Origin of the sequence: Novosphingobium flavum (genome assembly GCF_014230315.1) — a bacterium.
GTDB lineage: Bacteria > Pseudomonadota > Alphaproteobacteria > Sphingomonadales > Sphingomonadaceae > Novosphingobium > Novosphingobium flavum.
Map to the genome: position 1 here is coordinate 304,497 of NZ_JACLAW010000002.1, position 15,042 is coordinate 319,538.

Consider the following 15,042-nt stretch of genomic DNA (forward strand, 5'->3'; position numbering starts at 1 on the left):
GGATGACACTTTTCCGGGCCTCGCGCCAGATGGAGCCCACCCGATTCGGCGGGTTGGAAATTCGCCTCGGCAGGAGTTGCAAGGGCCGGCGGGGAAGGCCATCTGAAGGGAATGCCGGTGCCTTCCTCCCCGCTGGACGATCCCCGCAACGCGGCCCATGCCTGGGCGCGCTTCCGCCGCATTTTCCGGGCCATGGCCTGGGTCACGGCGGCGGTGGTCGCGGCGGTGCTGGCGCTGCTCTACTGGCTCGAGGGGTTCGTCTCGATCAACCTGTTCATCGCCGCCGCGCTGGGCATTGGCGGGATGATGCTGCTCACCGCAGCGCTGATGGGGCTCGTCTTCCTCTCCAGCGGCACCGGGCACGATGCCGCGGTGGTGGACCCGCTGAGCGATGAGGATCAGGCGGGGTAGAGCCGGAAATCCTCGACCGGAACCCCGCCGACGAGATGCTCCTGGATGATCCGTTCGAGCGCTTCGGGGGTGCAGGAGTGATACCAGACCCCGTCCGGCCAGACGACCGCCACCGGCCCTGCCGCGCAGATCTTGAGGCAATCGGCCTTGGTCCGCGCAATGCCGCCGCTGCGGTCGAGCCCGAGCTGCTTGAGCCGCTTCTTGAGGAATTTCCACGCGGGCGCGCCGACTTCGGGCGAGCAGCATTCGCCCTTCTGCGGCTCGGCGCAGAGGAAGATGTGCCGCGTGATCCCGTCGCCGCCGTTGATGGTCAGGGCCTCGCGGGCGCGGGCAAGCTCGGCGGGATCGTTCATGAACGCAGCTCCAGCGCGGCCATGGCCGGCCGCCAGTGATCGGGAATCGGCACGGGCCGCTCGCCGTCGGTAAGGACCACCACCGTGGTTGCGATGGCCACTGCGCGGCCCTCCTGCCGGGCGAGCTGGAGCAGGGTCATGCTGGTGCGGCCCACCGCGATCACCGCCGAATGCAGGGTCAGCGGCGCCGGGTAATGGGCCTGGCCGAGATAATCGATCGTGAAGTTGACGATCATCACCGCCAGGCTGCCGATCCAGCCGGAATCAAGCTCATGGACCAGCCGCGCCCGCGAATCCTCGAACAGGGCCGCCATGGCGATGTTGTTGACGTGGCGGTTGGGGTCGAGATCGGCGTAGCGGGTCGCCACGTCACGAGCGTGCGGATAGCGCGCGGGATCGAGCAGGGCGGGATCGGGCTTGGCCATGGTCGGGTCTTGCCGGCGAAACCCGCCGCGTTCAGCCCTTCTTGCCTACGATCCGGCTGATCTCGGCCGCGACCAGCCGTTCCACCAGCGGCGGCAGGTTCTTGTCGAGCCAGTCGGCCAGCATCGGGCGCAGCATGTCGCGCACCAGCCCTTCGAGCGAAGTCTCGCCCGAGCGGACGATCTGCGGGGCCACCCCCGGCGCGGAAATCGTGGCGAGGGCGGCAAGCGATTCGCGCATCGAGGAGATGGCGGCATCGGCAATCAGTGGCGCGGGATCGGCCAGGACCGACGATTCGGAGAGGTCGAGCACTTCGTCCTCCTCCTCCTCGTCATAGGAGTCGTCGAGGGCGGCAGGCTGGCCCGCCGGAACGGTCGGGCGGCCAGTTTCGGCGGCGCGATTGTCACGCGCGATGACTTTCTTGATCGATTCGAGAATTTCCTCGACCGAAGGTTCGCTCGTCTGGCGCATCGCGATCAATTCCCCGCCTTGTTCTGGGCTTGAATCGAAGCCCCTGATGCCGCGGCATCTTTTGCGGAAATTGAACCGTCCTGCGCGGGCGTGTCAACCGTTCGTGTTGACCGGGCAACCGGCGCGGGATCGCGCGACCAGTCGAAAATGTCGCTCCGCACCCGGCGGTAATTGATTTCCGGGTCGTAAAGCATGCCCCCTTCGAGCCCGAGATCGCGCGCCTGGGCCTTGCCCATCGCGGCCAGCAGGCTGAAGCCCGCGACATAGGCATTGCGGCGGGCGCGAACCAGCACGACCTGCGCGTTGAGCAGTTCCTGCTCGGCGTTGAGAATGTCGAGAATCGTGCGGTTGCCGACCGAGTTTTCCGCCCGCACGCCCTCAAGGCTGAGGCTCGCGGCATCGACGGCGGACTGGCTGGACGTGATCACGTCGTTCGCCGCTTTCCACTGCTGGTAGTAGGTGCGCACCGTGGCGATCACCGCGCGCTCGGCGCCGATTTCCTGCTCCAGCGTGGCCCCTTCGCGGGCTTGGGCCTGGCGCTGCTGGGCGGCGGGCAGGCCGCCCTGGAACAGCGGAATCGTGGCGCGCACCCCTGCCTGGGCCGTGGTCGAACGCTGCTGGAACAGCGGCGCGGCCGAGCCGCCGAGCGTGTCGAGATAGTCGCTGTAGGCCGCCCCCGAAAAGACGCTGACCTTCGGCAGCCGTCCGGCGCCGGCGGCGCTGCTGTCAAACCCGGCGGCCTTGCTGCGTTCGTGCGCGGCGATCAGGTCGGGATTGGATTCGAGCGCGACGGACACGGCCTCCTCGGGGCTGGCGGGCATGCCGGGCAGCGGCGGCGGCGGCTGGAGGTCGGCCGGGACCTTGCCGACGAGGCTGATGTAGTTTTCCCGGCTGCCGGCCAGCGTCGCCTCGGCCGTGCGCAGGTCGCTGCGCGCCTGGGCGAGGCGGGCCTGGGACTGGGCGACGTCGGTGCGGGTGAGGTCGCCGATCTCGAAGCGGTCGCGGGTCGCGGTCAGGTTGACGTCGAGCACCTCGACGTTGTTGCGGTTGAGGCCGACGATCGCCTGATCGCGGATCACGTCGAGATAGGCGGCGACGACCTGGGAAAAGATCCCGCTCTCGGTCCCGCGCAGGTCCGCCCGTCCGGCCACGACCCGGGTTTCGGCCGCGCGCACCGAATTCTTCACCGCGCCGCCGGAATAGACCGGGACCGAAAGGCTGGCCGACAGGTCGACCGAGCGCGTCGGGGCGGTCGAATCCTCGGTGCTGCGCTTGACGTATTCGGTGTAGCTGGCGGTGCTGCCGAGCGAGGGCAGGCCCGCTGCGCGGGCGATCGGCACGGCCGCGTCAACCGCGCGCTGGTTGGCCCGCGCGGCCTCGAGCGTGGGGTTGGTCTGGTAAGCGGAGGCCAGCGCGTCGCGCAGGTCGTCGGCCCGCAGCGGCCCGCCCACGAGCATGGCGGCGAACAGGGCGGCGGGGCCGCCCAGCAGGATTGCGCGCCCCTCCGGCCTCATTTCAGAAGCTCCAGGCCCTCGGCGCGGCGAATTCGCTGAGAACCGGCATGCCGATGTCCGCGAGCGGGAAAAGGGCCAGGGCCCCGCCGATCTTGGTGCCCGAGGCGAGCCGGGTCACCCCGCGCTCCACCGTTCCGGTCACGATCCGGCCGCCTTCGGCAAGACGCGCGGCAAGGCCCGTCGGGACCTGTTCCACCGCGCCGTCGATCAGGATCAGGCTGACCGTGCTGCCCTTCTTCGCGGCGGCCGCCTCGGCCGGTTCCTGCACCGCGACCTTGCAGCCGAACTGGCCGAGCAGCGCGGCGAGGTAGCCGCTGGCCGAAACCACCAGTACGTCCTCGCCCGCCGCCGGCCGGGCCTCGATCAGCATGCGGCCGTGAACCAGCGGCGCGGGCAGCATGGCTCCGCCTTCCAGCGGCAGGGCACGGTCGATATAGGCATTGGCCTTGAGCGCCTCGGGCACGAAATCCTCGCGCGCCACGGCGTCGAACGCGGCCAGCACGGCCGGTTCGTTCACCCCGCTGACGCGGAGCTGGCTGTCGATCATCGCGCGGCGAGCGGCAAGCGGACGCTCATCGAGAACTGTCATCCGTCCATTCCTTCATGGCGAGCAGGCCTCGCCCAAAAAATACCCCGCCCTGTTAGGCAAATCCCCTGTTCGCGCCAAGACCTTTCGCAGATGCAACCGCTCTGGCACCGGCCGCCTGTGGCCCCGTGGCAACGCCTGCGCGTTTCACGTGAAACCACCGCTTTACGCGGGGTTCTCCTTGGGACTAAGGGGGCCGCAAAGAGCCCTTTGGCCCCATCGGAGTGCGTCACGTTATGTCCGGAATGGTCACTATTCGCGAGGAAGACCTGATCGAGAGCGTCGCCGACGCGCTCCAGTACATCAGCTACTATCACCCGATGGACTATATCCGGGCGCTCGGCGATGCCTATGAGGCCGAAGCCGGCCCCGCCGCCAAGGACGCGATCGCGCAGATCCTGACCAACAGCCGGATGTGCGCCGAAGGCCACCGCCCGATCTGCCAGGACACCGGCATCGTCAACGTGTTCATCGAATGGGGCCAGGATTGCCGCCTCGAGAGCGGCCGCAGCCTTCAGGAAGTGGTCGATGAGGGCGTGCGCCGCGCCTACAACAATGCCGACAACAAGCTGCGCGCCTCGGTGCTGGCCGATCCCGCCTTCACCCGCCGCAACACCAAGGACAACACCCCCTCGGTGCTTCACGTCACCATGGTCCCGGGCAAGACCATCTCGGTCGATGTCGCGGCCAAGGGCGGCGGCTCGGAAAACAAGACCAAGTTCAAGATGATGAACCCCAGCGATTCGATCGTCGACTGGGTGATCGAGATGCTGCCGCAGATGGGCGCCGGCTGGTGCCCGCCGGGCATGCTCGGCATCGGCATCGGCGGCACGGCCGAGCACTGCATGCTGCTGGCCAAGCAGGCGCTGATGGAGCCGATCGACATGGCCACGCTCAAGCAGCGCGGGGCGCAGAACGATATCGAGGCCCTGCGCATCGAGATCTTCGACAAGGTCAACGCGCTCGGCATCGGGGCCCAGGGCCTTGGCGGCCTCGCCACGATCCTCGACGTCAAGATCCTCGACGCGCCGTGCCACGCCGCGTCCAAGCCGGTGGCGATGATCCCCAACTGCGCCGCCACCCGCCACGCCCATTTCACGCTCGACGGCTCGGGCCCGTCCTTCCTCGAGACGCCCAGGCTCGACGAATGGCCGCAGGTCGAATGGGCGCCGGATTCGGCCGCCAGGCGCGTCAACCTCGATACGCTGACCGCCGAAGAGGTGAAGAGCTGGAAGCAGGGTGACCGCATCCTGCTCAACGGCAAGATGCTCACCGGCCGCGATGCCGCGCACAAGCGGATCAAGGACATGCTCGCCCGCGGTGAGGAACTGCCGGTCGAGTTCAAGGGCCGGGTGATCTACTATGTCGGTCCGGTCGATCCGGTGCGCGATGAAGTCGTCGGCCCCGCCGGACCGACAACCGCGACCCGCATGGACTCGTTCATGGACATGATGCTGGATCAGGGCCTGCTCGCCTGCGTCGGCAAGGCCGAGCGCGGCCCGGCCGCCACCGAGTCGATCGCGAAGCACCAGTCGGCCTACCTGATGGCCGTCGGCGGCGCCGCTTACCTCGTCGCCCGCGCGATCAAGGCCTCCAAGGTTGTCGGCTTCGAGGATCTCGGCATGGAAGCGATCTACGAATTCACCGTCGAAGACATGCCGGTCACCGTCGCGGTCGATTCCGAAGGGCAGAACGTCCACAAGCTCGCGCCCCTCGTGTGGAAGCGCAAGATCGCCGAAGAAGGCCTGCTGGCCAGCTGAGCAGTGTTCCCGGGGGCGCGGCCCGGTCGCCGCGCCCCCGCGAGCCAGTCCGCGCCGGCCTTTCGCCGAACCGCTCTGGCGCTCGGCCGATCCGTCGCTACATTTGCAATATGGCGCTGGTTTTCGTCTTCCTGCTGGGCATCGTCAATTTCGCGATGCATCGGGCGGTGCTGGCAAGCGGCCATCCGATTCTTGCCCAGGTGGCCTGGCTCTACCGGCCGCTCGGCGGGCGGTTCAGCCTGATCGTCGAGTTCATGATGCTGCTCGGCTCGATGCTGCTGGTCAGCAGCGGCTCGCCCGGCTGGGCCTGGGGCTATGCGGTCTACACCGCAATCAACGCGGTCTCGGCCTGGCTGATTCTCACGCGGCGGCTCTGATCCGGGAACGTCTGGAGGTCCGCTGCGCTGTTCGGGGCATGAGCGGATCACTCTGGCTGGTGGTGAACCGGGCAAGCGGCAGCTTTTCGCCCGAACTGGTGGAAGCGGTGCAGGCGGCGCTGGCGGGCGCGGGCCGGCCCCCGGCGCGCGTGGTCGAGGCGCAGGAGGGCAAGGTCAGCCCCGGACTGCTCGATAGCGCGGGGGTCGATACCCTCGTGGTCATGGCCGGCGATGGCACGGTGAACGGCGTGGCCACGGCGCTCGAAGGGTGGGGCGGGGCGCTGCTGGTCCTGCCCGGGGGCACGGCCAACTTGTTGGCCCGTGCGCTCCACGGCGAGGAGGATGCCCCGGCCATTGCCGCGCGCATCGCGGGGATGCGCCGCCAGCGCCGTCCCTGCATCCGCTGGTCGGGCGGCACGGCCCTGGTCGAAGTGCTCGCCGGGCCGGGCGCCGAATGGAGTGAGGTGCGCGAAGGGCTGCGCGAGGGCGCCATTGCCCCGATCGCCGAAAAGGCAGCCAAGGCGATCCGCGAGAGCACAAGCGGGGCCATGGTCGCGCTGGTCGATCCCCCGCTCGGCAATCCGGCAGGCTATCGCGGCCTGCGGCTGGGCCTCTCGGGCGAAGCGATGGCCGTCGAGGGTTACGGCGCCGAGACCCTCGCCGACTACTTCAAGCAGGGCCTCGCCCTCCTGCGCCGCAACTTCCGCGAGGGTCCGCACGACGATCTCGGCACCCACGGCGCGGTCCTGTGCCGTTCGCTCGGGCGTGAGGGCCTTGCCCTGATGGTCGATGGCGAAAAGCGCGAGGGCGGGCGGCAGGAGCGGTTTTCGCTTGCGCCCTTCGCGCTCGATCTGCTTGTCACCGTGCCATGAGCGGCGCGATCACCCTTTTCCACATCTCCGACCTGCACTTCGGGCTGGAGGACAAGGCCGCGCTGGACTGGACGGAACGCGCCATCGCCGCCGAACAGCCCGCCGCCGTCGCAGTCACCGGCGATCTCACCATGCGCGCCCGTCACCGCGAATTCCGGGCCGCCTGTGAATGGATCGGCGCCCTGCCGGCCCCGGTCACGGTCGAGCCGGGCAATCACGACATGCCCTATTTCAACCTCGTCGAGCGCTTCGTCGCCCCCTATCGCCGCTTCCGCGCGATCGAGGGCCTGCTCGAGCGCGAGCTTGATCTGGGTGACCTCCACATCATCCCGCTGCAGACCGTCACTCGCGCCCAGTGGCGCTTTCCCTGGGTCGACGGCTGGGTCCGCGAGCCGGCGCTGAAGGCCTGCCTCGCCGCGCTCGACGCCCTCCCGCCCGGCGCCCGCGCCGTGGTCACCGCGCATCACCCCCTGCCGGAAAAGGCACCCGACGGGCACACCCTGACCATCGGCGGGGCCCGTGCCATGGAAGAACTTGCGCGGCGCAACGTCCTCGCCGTGCTGACCGGCCATGTCCACGACCCCTTCGACATCACGGCGGAAACCGCCGCCGGCCCCCTGCGCATGATCGGCGCCGGCACCCTGTCGCAGCGCGTCCGCTCGACCCCGCCAAGCTTCAACGAGATCACCATCACCGGCCGCGAGGTCCACGTCCGCGTCCGCAACCTCGAACGCGTGCCGACGGCCGACATGCAGGTCAGCGAAGTCCCGCCCACCGCCCTGCCGCCGCGCCGGCCAGGCGAACCGGTCGCCCCGGTCGGCGCGGTTCCGGCCGAGGATCCGCCGGTTCACTGAGATTGCTTTCCCGCGAAGCGGGTTAAAAATACAAGCAGAAACAAGGGAATATGCAGGGGTTAACACCCCTGCACCCCAATCCGTCTTCCGACGCCGGGGTAGTGTCAGAGGCAGACTCTCGCATCAAACCATCGCCGGAAGACGTTCCGGGGCCTGGGGCCCATGGCCCCAGGACTTGCCCCTTCAAGCTTCAGCTCTTCACCGAACCAGCTTCGCCGCCACCCGCCGCTCGACCGCACGGATCAGGGCGTCGAGGTCTTCGCGGCTGACGTCGAGCACTTCGTCCCATTCCTCCAGCACGGCGTCGAGGTCGGAGGTTTCGTAGCGCTCGGTCGGCTCGGGCCGGGGGGCGGGCTTGCGATGGGGCCAGCTATGGCCGGTGAGGGTGTTGTAAAGCCAGCCAGCCAGCGCCAGCGCGGCGAGGTTCACCGCCAGCGGAAGCAGCAGGGCGCCCCAGCCATGGGCTGCCACGGCGGGCGAGGCCATGGCGCCGAGGAGCGCACAGGCCCCGCCGGGCGGGTGAAGGCAGCGGGCCATGCTCATCACGGCGATGGCGGCGGCTACGCCCAGCGCCGCGGCAAGCAGCGGCCCCGGAACGAGGGCGTGAACCGCGAGACCGGTCAGGGCCGAAAGCATGTTGCCGCCGATCACCGGCCAGGGCTGGGCCAGCGGACTGGCGGGCACGGCGAAGACCAGCACGGCCGAGGCGCCGAGCGGGGCGAGCAGCCAGGGAAAGGCGGGCAGGGCCGTGGCAAGGAGCCGTCCGGCCAGCGCGGCCACGGCGATCCCGCACAGGGCGCCGATCGATCCGCGCAGCCAGCCGAGACGGCCGGTTGCGCGCGAGGCGGCGCGGGCGAGCAGACGAAACGGCACGGGTTCAGCCGGTGCGCAGCGCGCGCTTCAGCCACAGCCACGGCGCGGCAAGGCGCAGCGGCCAGTAGCGGTGATGGCCGCCGAGGGGGGAAAAGGTCCGGAAATACCAGCGCGTGCCGACAAGGTCGGGGCGCTGCTGGGCCACGAGGGCGCGGGCCATGCGCCATTGCAGGAGCCGTTCCTGATGGGCGGTAAGGCCGTTGGCGAAGACCTTGTCGTCGCTGGTGATCGCCCGGGTGTGGCGCACCACCACCGCGTCGATGATGGCGACCTTTTCCAGCCCGGCGAGCTTTTGCAGCGTGGGCAGGACGAACTGGTCGAGCCCGTAGGATGAGATCGAGCGGGCGTAGAACGGCCCGCCCGCAAGGAACAGGGCTGTGCGATAGAACGGCATCATCACCTCGACCCACGGCAGGGGGCGCAGGGTCTGCCCGGGCCGGGCGATCAGCCAGTGGTGCGCGTGAAACGAATCGGGCGTGAGCGCGGCCTGAAAGGAATCGAGGTCTTGTTGCCGGGCAATGGCCAGCAGGCGCTCAAGGTCGGACCAGGCGAGAGCAATGTCATCGTCGATCAGGCCGACATAGTCGTAGCGCTCCGGCGCCGCGCTGACGCGGGCATGGACCTCGCGGTAGATCTCGCCCTTGCACTCGGTCTTGCGCGAAAGGACAGGGAAGCCGGCCGCTTCGGGCGCGGTCACCGTGCCGCTGTAGTCAAACAGCAGGACCTCGAAGCCCGGCGCAACGTCCTGGTTCACCAGTTCGAGCGGCTGGCCGCGGCCATTCCAGGCGTAAACGACAAGGGCGGTGGGCTGGGTCACGATGGCGCGGCGTTAGCGCCCAACCGCACAAAAGAAAACGCCCGGCACGCGAGGTGCCGGGCGCTTTCGAATTCTGCTGGTGCCAGGATCAGCGCTTGCTGAACTGGAACGAACGACGGGCCTTGGCCCGGCCGTACTTCTTGCGCTCGACCACGCGAGGGTCGCGGGTGAGGAAGCCGGCGGCCTTGACCGCGCTGCGCAGGGCCGGCTCGAACTTCGAGAGGGCCTGGGCGATGCCGTGCTTGACCGCGCCGGCCTGGCCCGAAAGCCCGCCGCCCTTGACGGTGCAGACCACGTCGTACTGACCCGAACGGTCAGCCACGTCGAACGGCTGGTTGATCACGAGGCGCAGGGTCGGACGAGCGAAGTAGACTTCCTGGTCGCGGCCGTTGACGGTGATCTTGCCCGAGCCGGGCTTGATCCACACGCGGGCCACGGCGTCCTTGCGGCGGCCGGTGGCGTAGGAACGACCCTGGGCGTCGACTTCGCGCTCACGCAGCGGAGCGGCCGGGCCGGTGCGGACCGGGGCTTCCGGAGCGCTGGTTTCGGCGACGGCGCCGCCGGCGAGGTTACCGAGCTCGGCGAGATCGGTGACGGTGTTATCGGACATCAGGCACCCACCTTGTTCTTGCGGTTGCGGCTGGCGACATCGAGCAGCTCGGGCTGCGTGCCGCCGTGCGGGTGTTCCCCGCCAGCGTAGAGGTGCAGGGCGCGCATCTGCGCACGGCCAAGCGGGCCGCGCGGGATCATGCGCTCAACAGCCTTCTCGAGCACGCGCTCGGGGAAGCGGCCGTCGAGGACCTTGTCCGCGGTCACTTCCTTGATGCCGCCGGCATAGCCGGTGTGCTTGTAATAGATCTTCTGCTTGAGCTTGTTGCCCGTCAGCTTGACCTTGCCGGCGTTGATCACGACGACATGGTCACCGCAATCGACGTGGGGGGTGAAGCTCGGCTTGTGCTTGCCGCGCAGGATGTTGGCGATGATCACCGCGAGGCGGCCGACCACCAGGCCGTCGGCATCGATCAGATGCCACTTCTTTTCCACCTCGGCCGGCTTGATCGACCGGGTGACCGTGCTGAGAGCCTTCATGGCTTGCTGGTTCCCTATGGTTTTCTGCCACCGGGAGCTGCAGCCACCGGTCAGGACGGCGGGCCAATGCGCGAAGACATGCCCGGAGTCAAGCAATTGCGCGGTTTTGCGTGGAGGTAAAATAATACCGTGTGAATTTGGGCGGGTCAGCGCGCCCGGGCGAGAGTCCAGGTCTCGACGCTGCGGCGGCTGGTCCCGGCGGTCTCGGTCACCACCTTGCGCTCCAGTCGGCCAAGCAGTCCGTCTGCTTGTTCCACCGCGGCGATCGTGATGGTCACCTTGCCCGAGGCGCCCCCGGCCAGCGGCAGGTCGCGCACCTCGCTGTGCTCCCCGGCGCGGGGCCGGAACAGATCCACCGGCCAGTTGCCGCCCATGGTCCGCGCCTGGGCCTGTAGCCGTCCGGCCATGGCCAGAACCGCGCCGCGATCGGCTTCGCTCATCTTGCCGGCCAGCACCGTGCCCGCCGCCTTGAGCACGGCCGCTTCGCTCGCCGGGTCGGAGCTGCCGGCCTGGCTGACGATCAGGCCCTTGCTATCCAGCCGCAGCGGAAACAGCCCGCCGTCACCGCGATTGCGCTCGATTTCCAGCAATTCCGGGGCGACCATCGGCGGCGCCTCGACTTCGCTGCCGATCAGCGTGCCCTCGACCAGCCAGCCGCTGCCCTCGGGCACGAAGCGGATCGCATAGCTCCGACGCGAGACCAGTTCGCCGCCCTTGCCGGACTCCCTGTTGCCGAATTCCTTGCGCACTTCGCGGGTCAGCACTTGCGGCCCGGCGGGCGGGATGAACGGGCGGGCGGCGGGAGCGGGCAAGGAAACAGCGCGCGGGGCGTCCGCGGCCAGCACGGCGGGCGCGGGCATGCCCACGGCCAACGCCGCCCCCAGCAGCAGCTCGAACTTGCGCGTCTTCAACTGCCCAGGCCCCCCAGCCAGGTCGCGGTTCCGGGGGCGGCATGGTCGCACCGCCACCCCAGAATCGCCGGTTCGTCATAAGCATGTAATTCTACGAGTCTTACGACAAGCCTTTCGATCAAGCTTGAATTGGTTTTAAAAAGGACGCCGGCCTCGCGGTTTTCGCCCTTTTCGCCGTTCCAGACATAGAGCGAGCGCATGCCCGGCAGGATGTTGGCGCAGGCGATCAGGCCCTCGTCCAGCAGGATGTCGGCAACCCGCCCGGCCTCGGCCTCGTCCGGGAAAGGACACCAGACCAGACTGGGGACCGCCACGGCGCTCACCCCCGGCGGCCCAGCGCATGGGCGCCCCAGGTGGTGCAGGCCAGCAGCAGCGCGCCGACCAGCTGGTGCAGCACGGCCAGCCACAGGGCGATCCCGCTCATCACCGTGACCACGCCGAGGATCACCTGGGTCCCGAAGGCGCTGTGCACCGCCACGGAAACCTTGCGCTGCCCCGCCCGGCGCAACTTGCGCCCCATCACCACCAGCACGGCCACCACCACCCAGGCCCACCAGCGGTGGAGAAAATGGGTAAGGAAGGGATCGTAGAGCGCCGCGTGCAGCGCGCCCTCAGACCAGTCGACCCCGTCGGGAAACAGCTTGCCGGTCATCAGCGGCCAGTCGGAGGCGACATGGCCTGCGCGCAGCCCCGCCACCAGCGCCCCCATGCCCAGTTGCAGCGCCAGCGCGGCAAGGGCGAGGGCGCCGAAGAGGGTCAGCCGGTGCGGCTTCTCGCCCCGCGCATGGCCGATCAGGTCGAGCGCGGTCCAGACCAGTCCGCCCAGCGTCAGCAAGGCCACCAGCAAGTGAGTCGCCAGCCGGAAATGGCTCACCTTCACGTCATTGACGATGCCCGACTTGACCATCCACCAGCCAACCGCGCCCTGCAGTCCGCCCAGCGCGAGCAGGGCCACCAGCCTGAGGTGATAGCCCTTGGGAATCGCCCGGCGCACCCAGAACCACGCCAGCGGCAGGGCAAAGGCCAGGCCGATCGAGCGGGCCAGCAGGCGGTGGACCCATTCCCAGAAGAAGATGAACTTGTAGGTCGCCAGCGTCATGCCGGCCGGGCCGTTGACCTCGATATATTGCGGGGTCTGGCGATAGGCGTCGAACTCGGCCTGCCACTGCGCCGCGGTGATCGGTGGGATGGTGCCGCTCACCGGCTTCCACTCGGTGATCGAGACCCCCGATTCGGTCAGCCGGGTGATTCCGCCGATCACCACGATCGCGATCACCATTGCCGCCACCACCAGCAGCCACCGCGCCAAGGCCAGCGGACGCTCGCGCGCCGCCGGCTTCGTGCCGCTTTCCGCCATATCCAGGTGCATTTCCATGGCCGTCGCTTGGCTCGCCTGCCGGTAAAGCGCAAGACGGATTCGCCGTTCGGGCCTTGAACAATGATATAACATATCATACATGGCCCGAACCGATGCGTGACGCTCTCCTCTCGATTCGTGACCGGCTGGACGGTTTCGGCGTGCTCCTCTCGGGGCTCTGCGCAGTGCATTGCCTGCTCGGCCTGGTCCTCGTCACCGTGCTCGGGCTCGGCGGCGGGGCCCTGCTGTCGCCCTCGATCCACGAAGTCGGACTGGCGCTCGCCATCGCGGTCGGCGTGGTCACGCTCGGGCTGTCGGCCTGGCGCCACGGCCACCTCGTTCCCGCCCTGATCGGCGCGGCGGGAATCGCCCTGATGGCGCTTGCCCTCGTCGTTGGCCACGGCCCGCTTGAGGCTTTCCTGACCATTCCCGGCGTCGGCCTTGTCGCCTTCGCGCACATCCGGAACTTGCGCCACGCCTGTTGAGCGCTATCTGCGCTGGTCATGAGCATGGATCTGTCCCTCTCCGTCAACGGCGAACTGCGCCGCGCCCCCGCCGGCAGCTCGATCGCCGATCTCGTCCGCGGGCTCGAACTCGATCCGGCCAAGGTCGCGGTCGAGCACAACGGCGCCATCGCGCCGCGCGCCCGCCTCGCCGAGATCGCGCTGGGTGATGGAGACGTGCTCGAAATCGTCCATTTCGTGGGAGGAGGGGAAGGCGTGAGCGCAGTGACCGATAATGACAGCTGGACCGTGGCCGGCCGCAAGTTCACCTCGCGCCTGATCGTCGGCACCGGCAAGTACAAGGACTTCGCCCAGAACGCCGCCGCCGTCGAAGCCTCCGGCGCCGAAATCGTCACCGTCGCCGTGCGCCGGGTCAACGTGTCGGACCCCAAGGCCCCGATGCTGACCGATTTCATCGATCCCAAGAAGATCACCTACCTGCCCAACACCGCCGGCTGCTTCACGGCTGACGACGCGATCCGCACCCTGCGTCTCGCCCGCGAGGCTGGCGGCTGGGACCTGGTCAAGCTCGAGGTGCTGGGCGAGGCCCGCACGCTTTATCCCAACATGGTCGAAACCCTGCGCGCCACCGAAGTGCTGGCCAAGGAGGGGTTCCTCCCCATGGTCTACTGCACCGACGATCCGATCGCGGCCAAGCAGCTGGAGGACGTCGGCGCCGTTGCGATCATGCCGCTCGGCGCCCCGATCGGCTCGGGCCTCGGCATTCAGAACCGCGTGACCATCCGCCTCATCGTCGAAGGCGCCTCGGTCCCGGTCCTCGTCGATGCCGGCGTCGGCACGGCCTCGGATGCCGCCGTCGCAATGGAGCTGGGCTGCGAAGGCGTCCTGATGAACACCGCCATCGCCGAGGCGAAGGACCCGATCCTGATGGCCCGCGCGATGAAGCTCGCCGTCGAATCCGGCCGCGCGGCCTATCTGGCCGGGCGCATGGCGACGCGGAAATATGCCGATCCGTCGAGCCCGCTGGCCGGGCTGATCTGAATCCGCGAAGCGGAATAAGTCAGCAAGAACAAGGGAATATGCAGGGGTTAATACCCCTGCGCTCCAATCTGTCTACCGGCGCCTGTGCTGAACGAGAGGATGCCTTGCGCGCTGAAGCCAGGTCGGAAGGCGGCCGTGCGGAGCCAAATCCTTGCCCGCGCGTTCCGTAATCGCACATGGCATGGTTAACTTCTTGCTAACCGGGCGTGTGCGATGGTGCAGCTCGTGGGAAAGCCCACGAACAGGGACAGTGTCATGCGCCACGCCGCCAATGCCTCGCTCGCCATCGCGGAATTCCGCGAATTCGCCTCGTTCGGGCCGCAGGAGCAGCGCTACATCAAGCGCAGCCTCGACGTCGGGCTCGGCCGGCAGGACGCGTTCAAGCTCTGGGCCCGCGATGCCGAGGAAACCGCCTCGATCCGCAGCCAGTACGTCGCCTATCAGGAGCTCAAGATCCTGCGCCGCACGATCCCGGCCGACGGCAGTTTTGACGGCGTCGAAAGCTTCATGGGCAAGCTGATCCGCGTCTCGGCCTTCGATCTGGCGCAGGACCGGCTGACCGGCTTCTCCTCCTACCGCTTCCTTTACGAGCGCCTGCTCGGCCCCGACGTGCGGCCCTGGCTGCCCGCCGCCTTCTGCGGTGCGGCCGCCCTGCCGCAGATCCGCCCTTCCTCGCGCAAGCAGCTGCTCCAGTCGATCAGCGAAGCCGCCGCCACCGCGCCCGGCTGGTCCGATGCGGCGCCCTGCTTCTTCCCCGAATGGGTGGAGAAGGAAGCGGCCTGAAGTCTCCCCGCCAAGCGGAATGAATTCTTTGTTTATGCAGGGGTTAAGACCCCCGCACCCCAAAACGTCTGCCGGCGATGCGGCCG

The 15,042-nt window shown here is 68.5% G+C and carries 20 protein-coding genes; 8 read left to right on the top strand and 12 right to left on the bottom strand.

Annotated elements, in window-relative coordinates; all coding sequences use genetic code 11:
* Window positions 1-111 precede the first annotated feature (111 nt).
* Window positions 112-411, top strand: coding sequence for a hypothetical protein (locus H7F51_RS03385; RefSeq protein ID WP_185662799.1), 300 nt, complete (start codon window positions 112-114; stop codon window positions 409-411).
* Here the strand turns inward: H7F51_RS03385 and H7F51_RS03390 are convergent.
* The 5 genes from H7F51_RS03390 to H7F51_RS03410 are packed head-to-tail and all read right to left on the bottom strand — an operon-like array spanning window position 399 to window position 3,761.
* The gene (locus tag H7F51_RS03390) at window positions 399-764 is read right to left on the bottom strand and encodes a (2Fe-2S) ferredoxin domain-containing protein (protein WP_185662800.1); all 366 of its coding nucleotides are present in this window, start codon (window positions 762-764) and stop codon (window positions 399-401) included. The two genes, H7F51_RS03385 and H7F51_RS03390, sit on opposite strands and share 13 nt — an antisense overlap.
* On the bottom strand, window positions 761-1,189 hold the full coding sequence (locus tag H7F51_RS03395; protein ID WP_185662801.1) for an acyl-CoA thioesterase: 429 nt from the start codon (window positions 1,187-1,189) through the stop codon (window positions 761-763). Before H7F51_RS03395 ends, H7F51_RS03390 begins: the two co-directional genes overlap by 4 nt.
* Before the next feature lie 31 nt (window positions 1,190-1,220).
* Window positions 1,221-1,658, bottom strand: a complete 438-nt coding sequence (locus H7F51_RS03400; protein ID WP_185662802.1) for a DUF2497 domain-containing protein — start codon at window positions 1,656-1,658, stop codon at window positions 1,221-1,223.
* Between the two features lie 5 nt (window positions 1,659-1,663).
* Window positions 1,664-3,172: a TolC family outer membrane protein gene (locus tag H7F51_RS03405; RefSeq protein ID WP_185662803.1), complete on the bottom strand. Its 1,509-nt coding sequence runs from the start codon at window positions 3,170-3,172 to the stop codon at window positions 1,664-1,666.
* 1 nt (window position 3,173) lies between these two features.
* Window positions 3,174-3,761: a protein-L-isoaspartate O-methyltransferase family protein gene (locus H7F51_RS03410; RefSeq protein WP_185662804.1), complete on the bottom strand. Its 588-nt coding sequence runs from the start codon at window positions 3,759-3,761 to the stop codon at window positions 3,174-3,176.
* Between the two features lie 233 nt (window positions 3,762-3,994).
* Here H7F51_RS03410 and H7F51_RS03415 point away from each other — a divergent pair, with 233 nt between their 5' ends.
* The 4 genes from H7F51_RS03415 to H7F51_RS03430 all read left to right on the top strand — a co-directional run bounded on the left by H7F51_RS03415 (window position 3,995) and on the right by H7F51_RS03430 (window position 7,621).
* Window positions 3,995-5,518 carry a fumarate hydratase gene (locus tag H7F51_RS03415; RefSeq protein WP_185662805.1) on the top strand — a complete coding sequence of 508 codons (1,524 nt, stop codon included), beginning with the start codon at window positions 3,995-3,997 and terminating at the stop codon, window positions 5,516-5,518.
* 110 nt (window positions 5,519-5,628) lie between these two features.
* On the top strand, window positions 5,629-5,895 hold the full coding sequence (locus H7F51_RS03420) for a hypothetical protein (RefSeq protein WP_185662806.1): 267 nt from the start codon (window positions 5,629-5,631) through the stop codon (window positions 5,893-5,895).
* 38 nt (window positions 5,896-5,933) lie between these two features.
* The gene (locus H7F51_RS03425; protein WP_185662807.1) at window positions 5,934-6,767 is read left to right on the top strand and encodes a diacylglycerol/lipid kinase family protein; all 834 of its coding nucleotides are present in this window, start codon (window positions 5,934-5,936) and stop codon (window positions 6,765-6,767) included.
* Complete coding sequence (locus tag H7F51_RS03430; RefSeq protein WP_185662808.1) at window positions 6,764-7,621, top strand: metallophosphoesterase family protein; 858 nt, start codon at window positions 6,764-6,766, stop codon at window positions 7,619-7,621. The genes H7F51_RS03425 and H7F51_RS03430 overlap by 4 nt, the downstream gene beginning before the upstream one ends.
* A gap of 198 nt (window positions 7,622-7,819) precedes the next feature.
* Here the strand turns inward: H7F51_RS03430 and H7F51_RS03435 are convergent, their stop codons facing one another.
* The 7 genes from H7F51_RS03435 to H7F51_RS03465 form a co-directional block, all read right to left on the bottom strand.
* Window positions 7,820-8,494, bottom strand: coding sequence for an HPP family protein (locus H7F51_RS03435; RefSeq protein WP_343061186.1), 675 nt, complete (start codon window positions 8,492-8,494; stop codon window positions 7,820-7,822).
* 4 nt (window positions 8,495-8,498) lie between these two features.
* On the bottom strand, window positions 8,499-9,311 hold the full coding sequence (locus H7F51_RS03440; protein ID WP_185662809.1) for a hypothetical protein: 813 nt from the start codon (window positions 9,309-9,311) through the stop codon (window positions 8,499-8,501).
* Window positions 9,312-9,399: 88 nt separating this feature from the next.
* Entirely contained in the window at window positions 9,400-9,921 is a 522-nt protein-coding gene (rpsI, locus tag H7F51_RS03445; protein WP_185662810.1) for a 30S ribosomal protein S9, read from the bottom strand.
* Window positions 9,921-10,400, bottom strand: a complete 480-nt coding sequence (gene rplM, locus H7F51_RS03450; protein ID WP_185662811.1) for a 50S ribosomal protein L13 — start codon at window positions 10,398-10,400, stop codon at window positions 9,921-9,923. Before rplM ends, rpsI begins: the two co-directional genes overlap by 1 nt.
* A 146-nt stretch (window positions 10,401-10,546) precedes the next feature.
* The gene (locus H7F51_RS03455; RefSeq protein WP_185662812.1) at window positions 10,547-11,311 is read right to left on the bottom strand and encodes a hypothetical protein; all 765 of its coding nucleotides are present in this window, start codon (window positions 11,309-11,311) and stop codon (window positions 10,547-10,549) included.
* Entirely contained in the window at window positions 11,308-11,634 is a 327-nt protein-coding gene (gene cutA, locus H7F51_RS03460; RefSeq protein ID WP_343061187.1) for a divalent-cation tolerance protein CutA, read from the bottom strand. Before cutA ends, H7F51_RS03455 begins: the two co-directional genes overlap by 4 nt.
* The gene (locus tag H7F51_RS03465) at window positions 11,631-12,680 is read right to left on the bottom strand and encodes a COX15/CtaA family protein (protein ID WP_246447767.1); all 1,050 of its coding nucleotides are present in this window, start codon (window positions 12,678-12,680) and stop codon (window positions 11,631-11,633) included. Before H7F51_RS03465 ends, cutA begins: the two co-directional genes overlap by 4 nt.
* 101 nt (window positions 12,681-12,781) lie before the next feature.
* On the opposite strand from H7F51_RS03465, the gene H7F51_RS03470 reads away from it, so the two are divergent.
* The 3 genes from H7F51_RS03470 (at window position 12,782) to H7F51_RS03480 (ending at window position 14,956) form a co-directional block, all read left to right on the top strand.
* Window positions 12,782-13,153 (top strand): MerC domain-containing protein, encoded by a 372-nt coding sequence (locus tag H7F51_RS03470; protein WP_185662813.1) that lies wholly within the window; start codon window positions 12,782-12,784, stop codon window positions 13,151-13,153.
* Window positions 13,154-13,171: 18 nt separating this feature from the next.
* The gene (gene thiS / locus H7F51_RS03475; protein WP_185662814.1) at window positions 13,172-14,173 is read left to right on the top strand and encodes a sulfur carrier protein ThiS; all 1,002 of its coding nucleotides are present in this window, start codon (window positions 13,172-13,174) and stop codon (window positions 14,171-14,173) included.
* Between the two features lie 255 nt (window positions 14,174-14,428).
* Window positions 14,429-14,956, top strand: a complete 528-nt coding sequence (locus tag H7F51_RS03480; protein WP_185662815.1) for a hypothetical protein — start codon at window positions 14,429-14,431, stop codon at window positions 14,954-14,956.
* Window positions 14,957-15,042: the final 86 nt, after the last annotated feature.

Bases quoted from the DNA above. Each gene is read 5' to 3' on its own strand.
- H7F51_RS03385 (WP_185662799.1), top strand. From the start codon at position 112: ATGCCGGTGCCTTCCTCCCCGCTGGACGATCCCCGCAACGCGGCCCAT.
- H7F51_RS03390 (WP_185662800.1), bottom strand. From the start codon at position 764: ATGAACGATCCCGCCGAGCTTGCCCGCGCCCGCGAGGCCCTGACCATC.
- H7F51_RS03395 (WP_185662801.1), bottom strand. From the start codon at position 1,189: ATGGCCAAGCCCGATCCCGCCCTGCTCGATCCCGCGCGCTATCCGCAC.
- H7F51_RS03400 (WP_185662802.1), bottom strand. From the start codon at position 1,658: ATGCGCCAGACGAGCGAACCTTCGGTCGAGGAAATTCTCGAATCGATC.
- H7F51_RS03405 (WP_185662803.1), bottom strand. From the start codon at position 3,172: ATGAGGCCGGAGGGGCGCGCAATCCTGCTGGGCGGCCCCGCCGCCCTG.
- H7F51_RS03410 (WP_185662804.1), bottom strand. From the start codon at position 3,761: ATGACAGTTCTCGATGAGCGTCCGCTTGCCGCTCGCCGCGCGATGATC.
- H7F51_RS03415 (WP_185662805.1), top strand. From the start codon at position 3,995: ATGTCCGGAATGGTCACTATTCGCGAGGAAGACCTGATCGAGAGCGTC.
- H7F51_RS03420 (WP_185662806.1), top strand. From the start codon at position 5,629: ATGGCGCTGGTTTTCGTCTTCCTGCTGGGCATCGTCAATTTCGCGATG.
- H7F51_RS03425 (WP_185662807.1), top strand. From the start codon at position 5,934: ATGAGCGGATCACTCTGGCTGGTGGTGAACCGGGCAAGCGGCAGCTTT.
- H7F51_RS03430 (WP_185662808.1), top strand. From the start codon at position 6,764: ATGAGCGGCGCGATCACCCTTTTCCACATCTCCGACCTGCACTTCGGG.
- rpsI (WP_185662810.1), bottom strand. From the start codon at position 9,921: ATGTCCGATAACACCGTCACCGATCTCGCCGAGCTCGGTAACCTCGCC.
- rplM (WP_185662811.1), bottom strand. From the start codon at position 10,400: ATGAAGGCTCTCAGCACGGTCACCCGGTCGATCAAGCCGGCCGAGGTG.
- H7F51_RS03465 (WP_246447767.1), bottom strand. From the start codon at position 12,680: ATGCACCTGGATATGGCGGAAAGCGGCACGAAGCCGGCGGCGCGCGAG.
- H7F51_RS03470 (WP_185662813.1), top strand. From the start codon at position 12,782: ATGCGTGACGCTCTCCTCTCGATTCGTGACCGGCTGGACGGTTTCGGC.
- thiS (WP_185662814.1), top strand. From the start codon at position 13,172: ATGAGCATGGATCTGTCCCTCTCCGTCAACGGCGAACTGCGCCGCGCC.
- H7F51_RS03480 (WP_185662815.1), top strand. From the start codon at position 14,429: ATGCGCCACGCCGCCAATGCCTCGCTCGCCATCGCGGAATTCCGCGAA.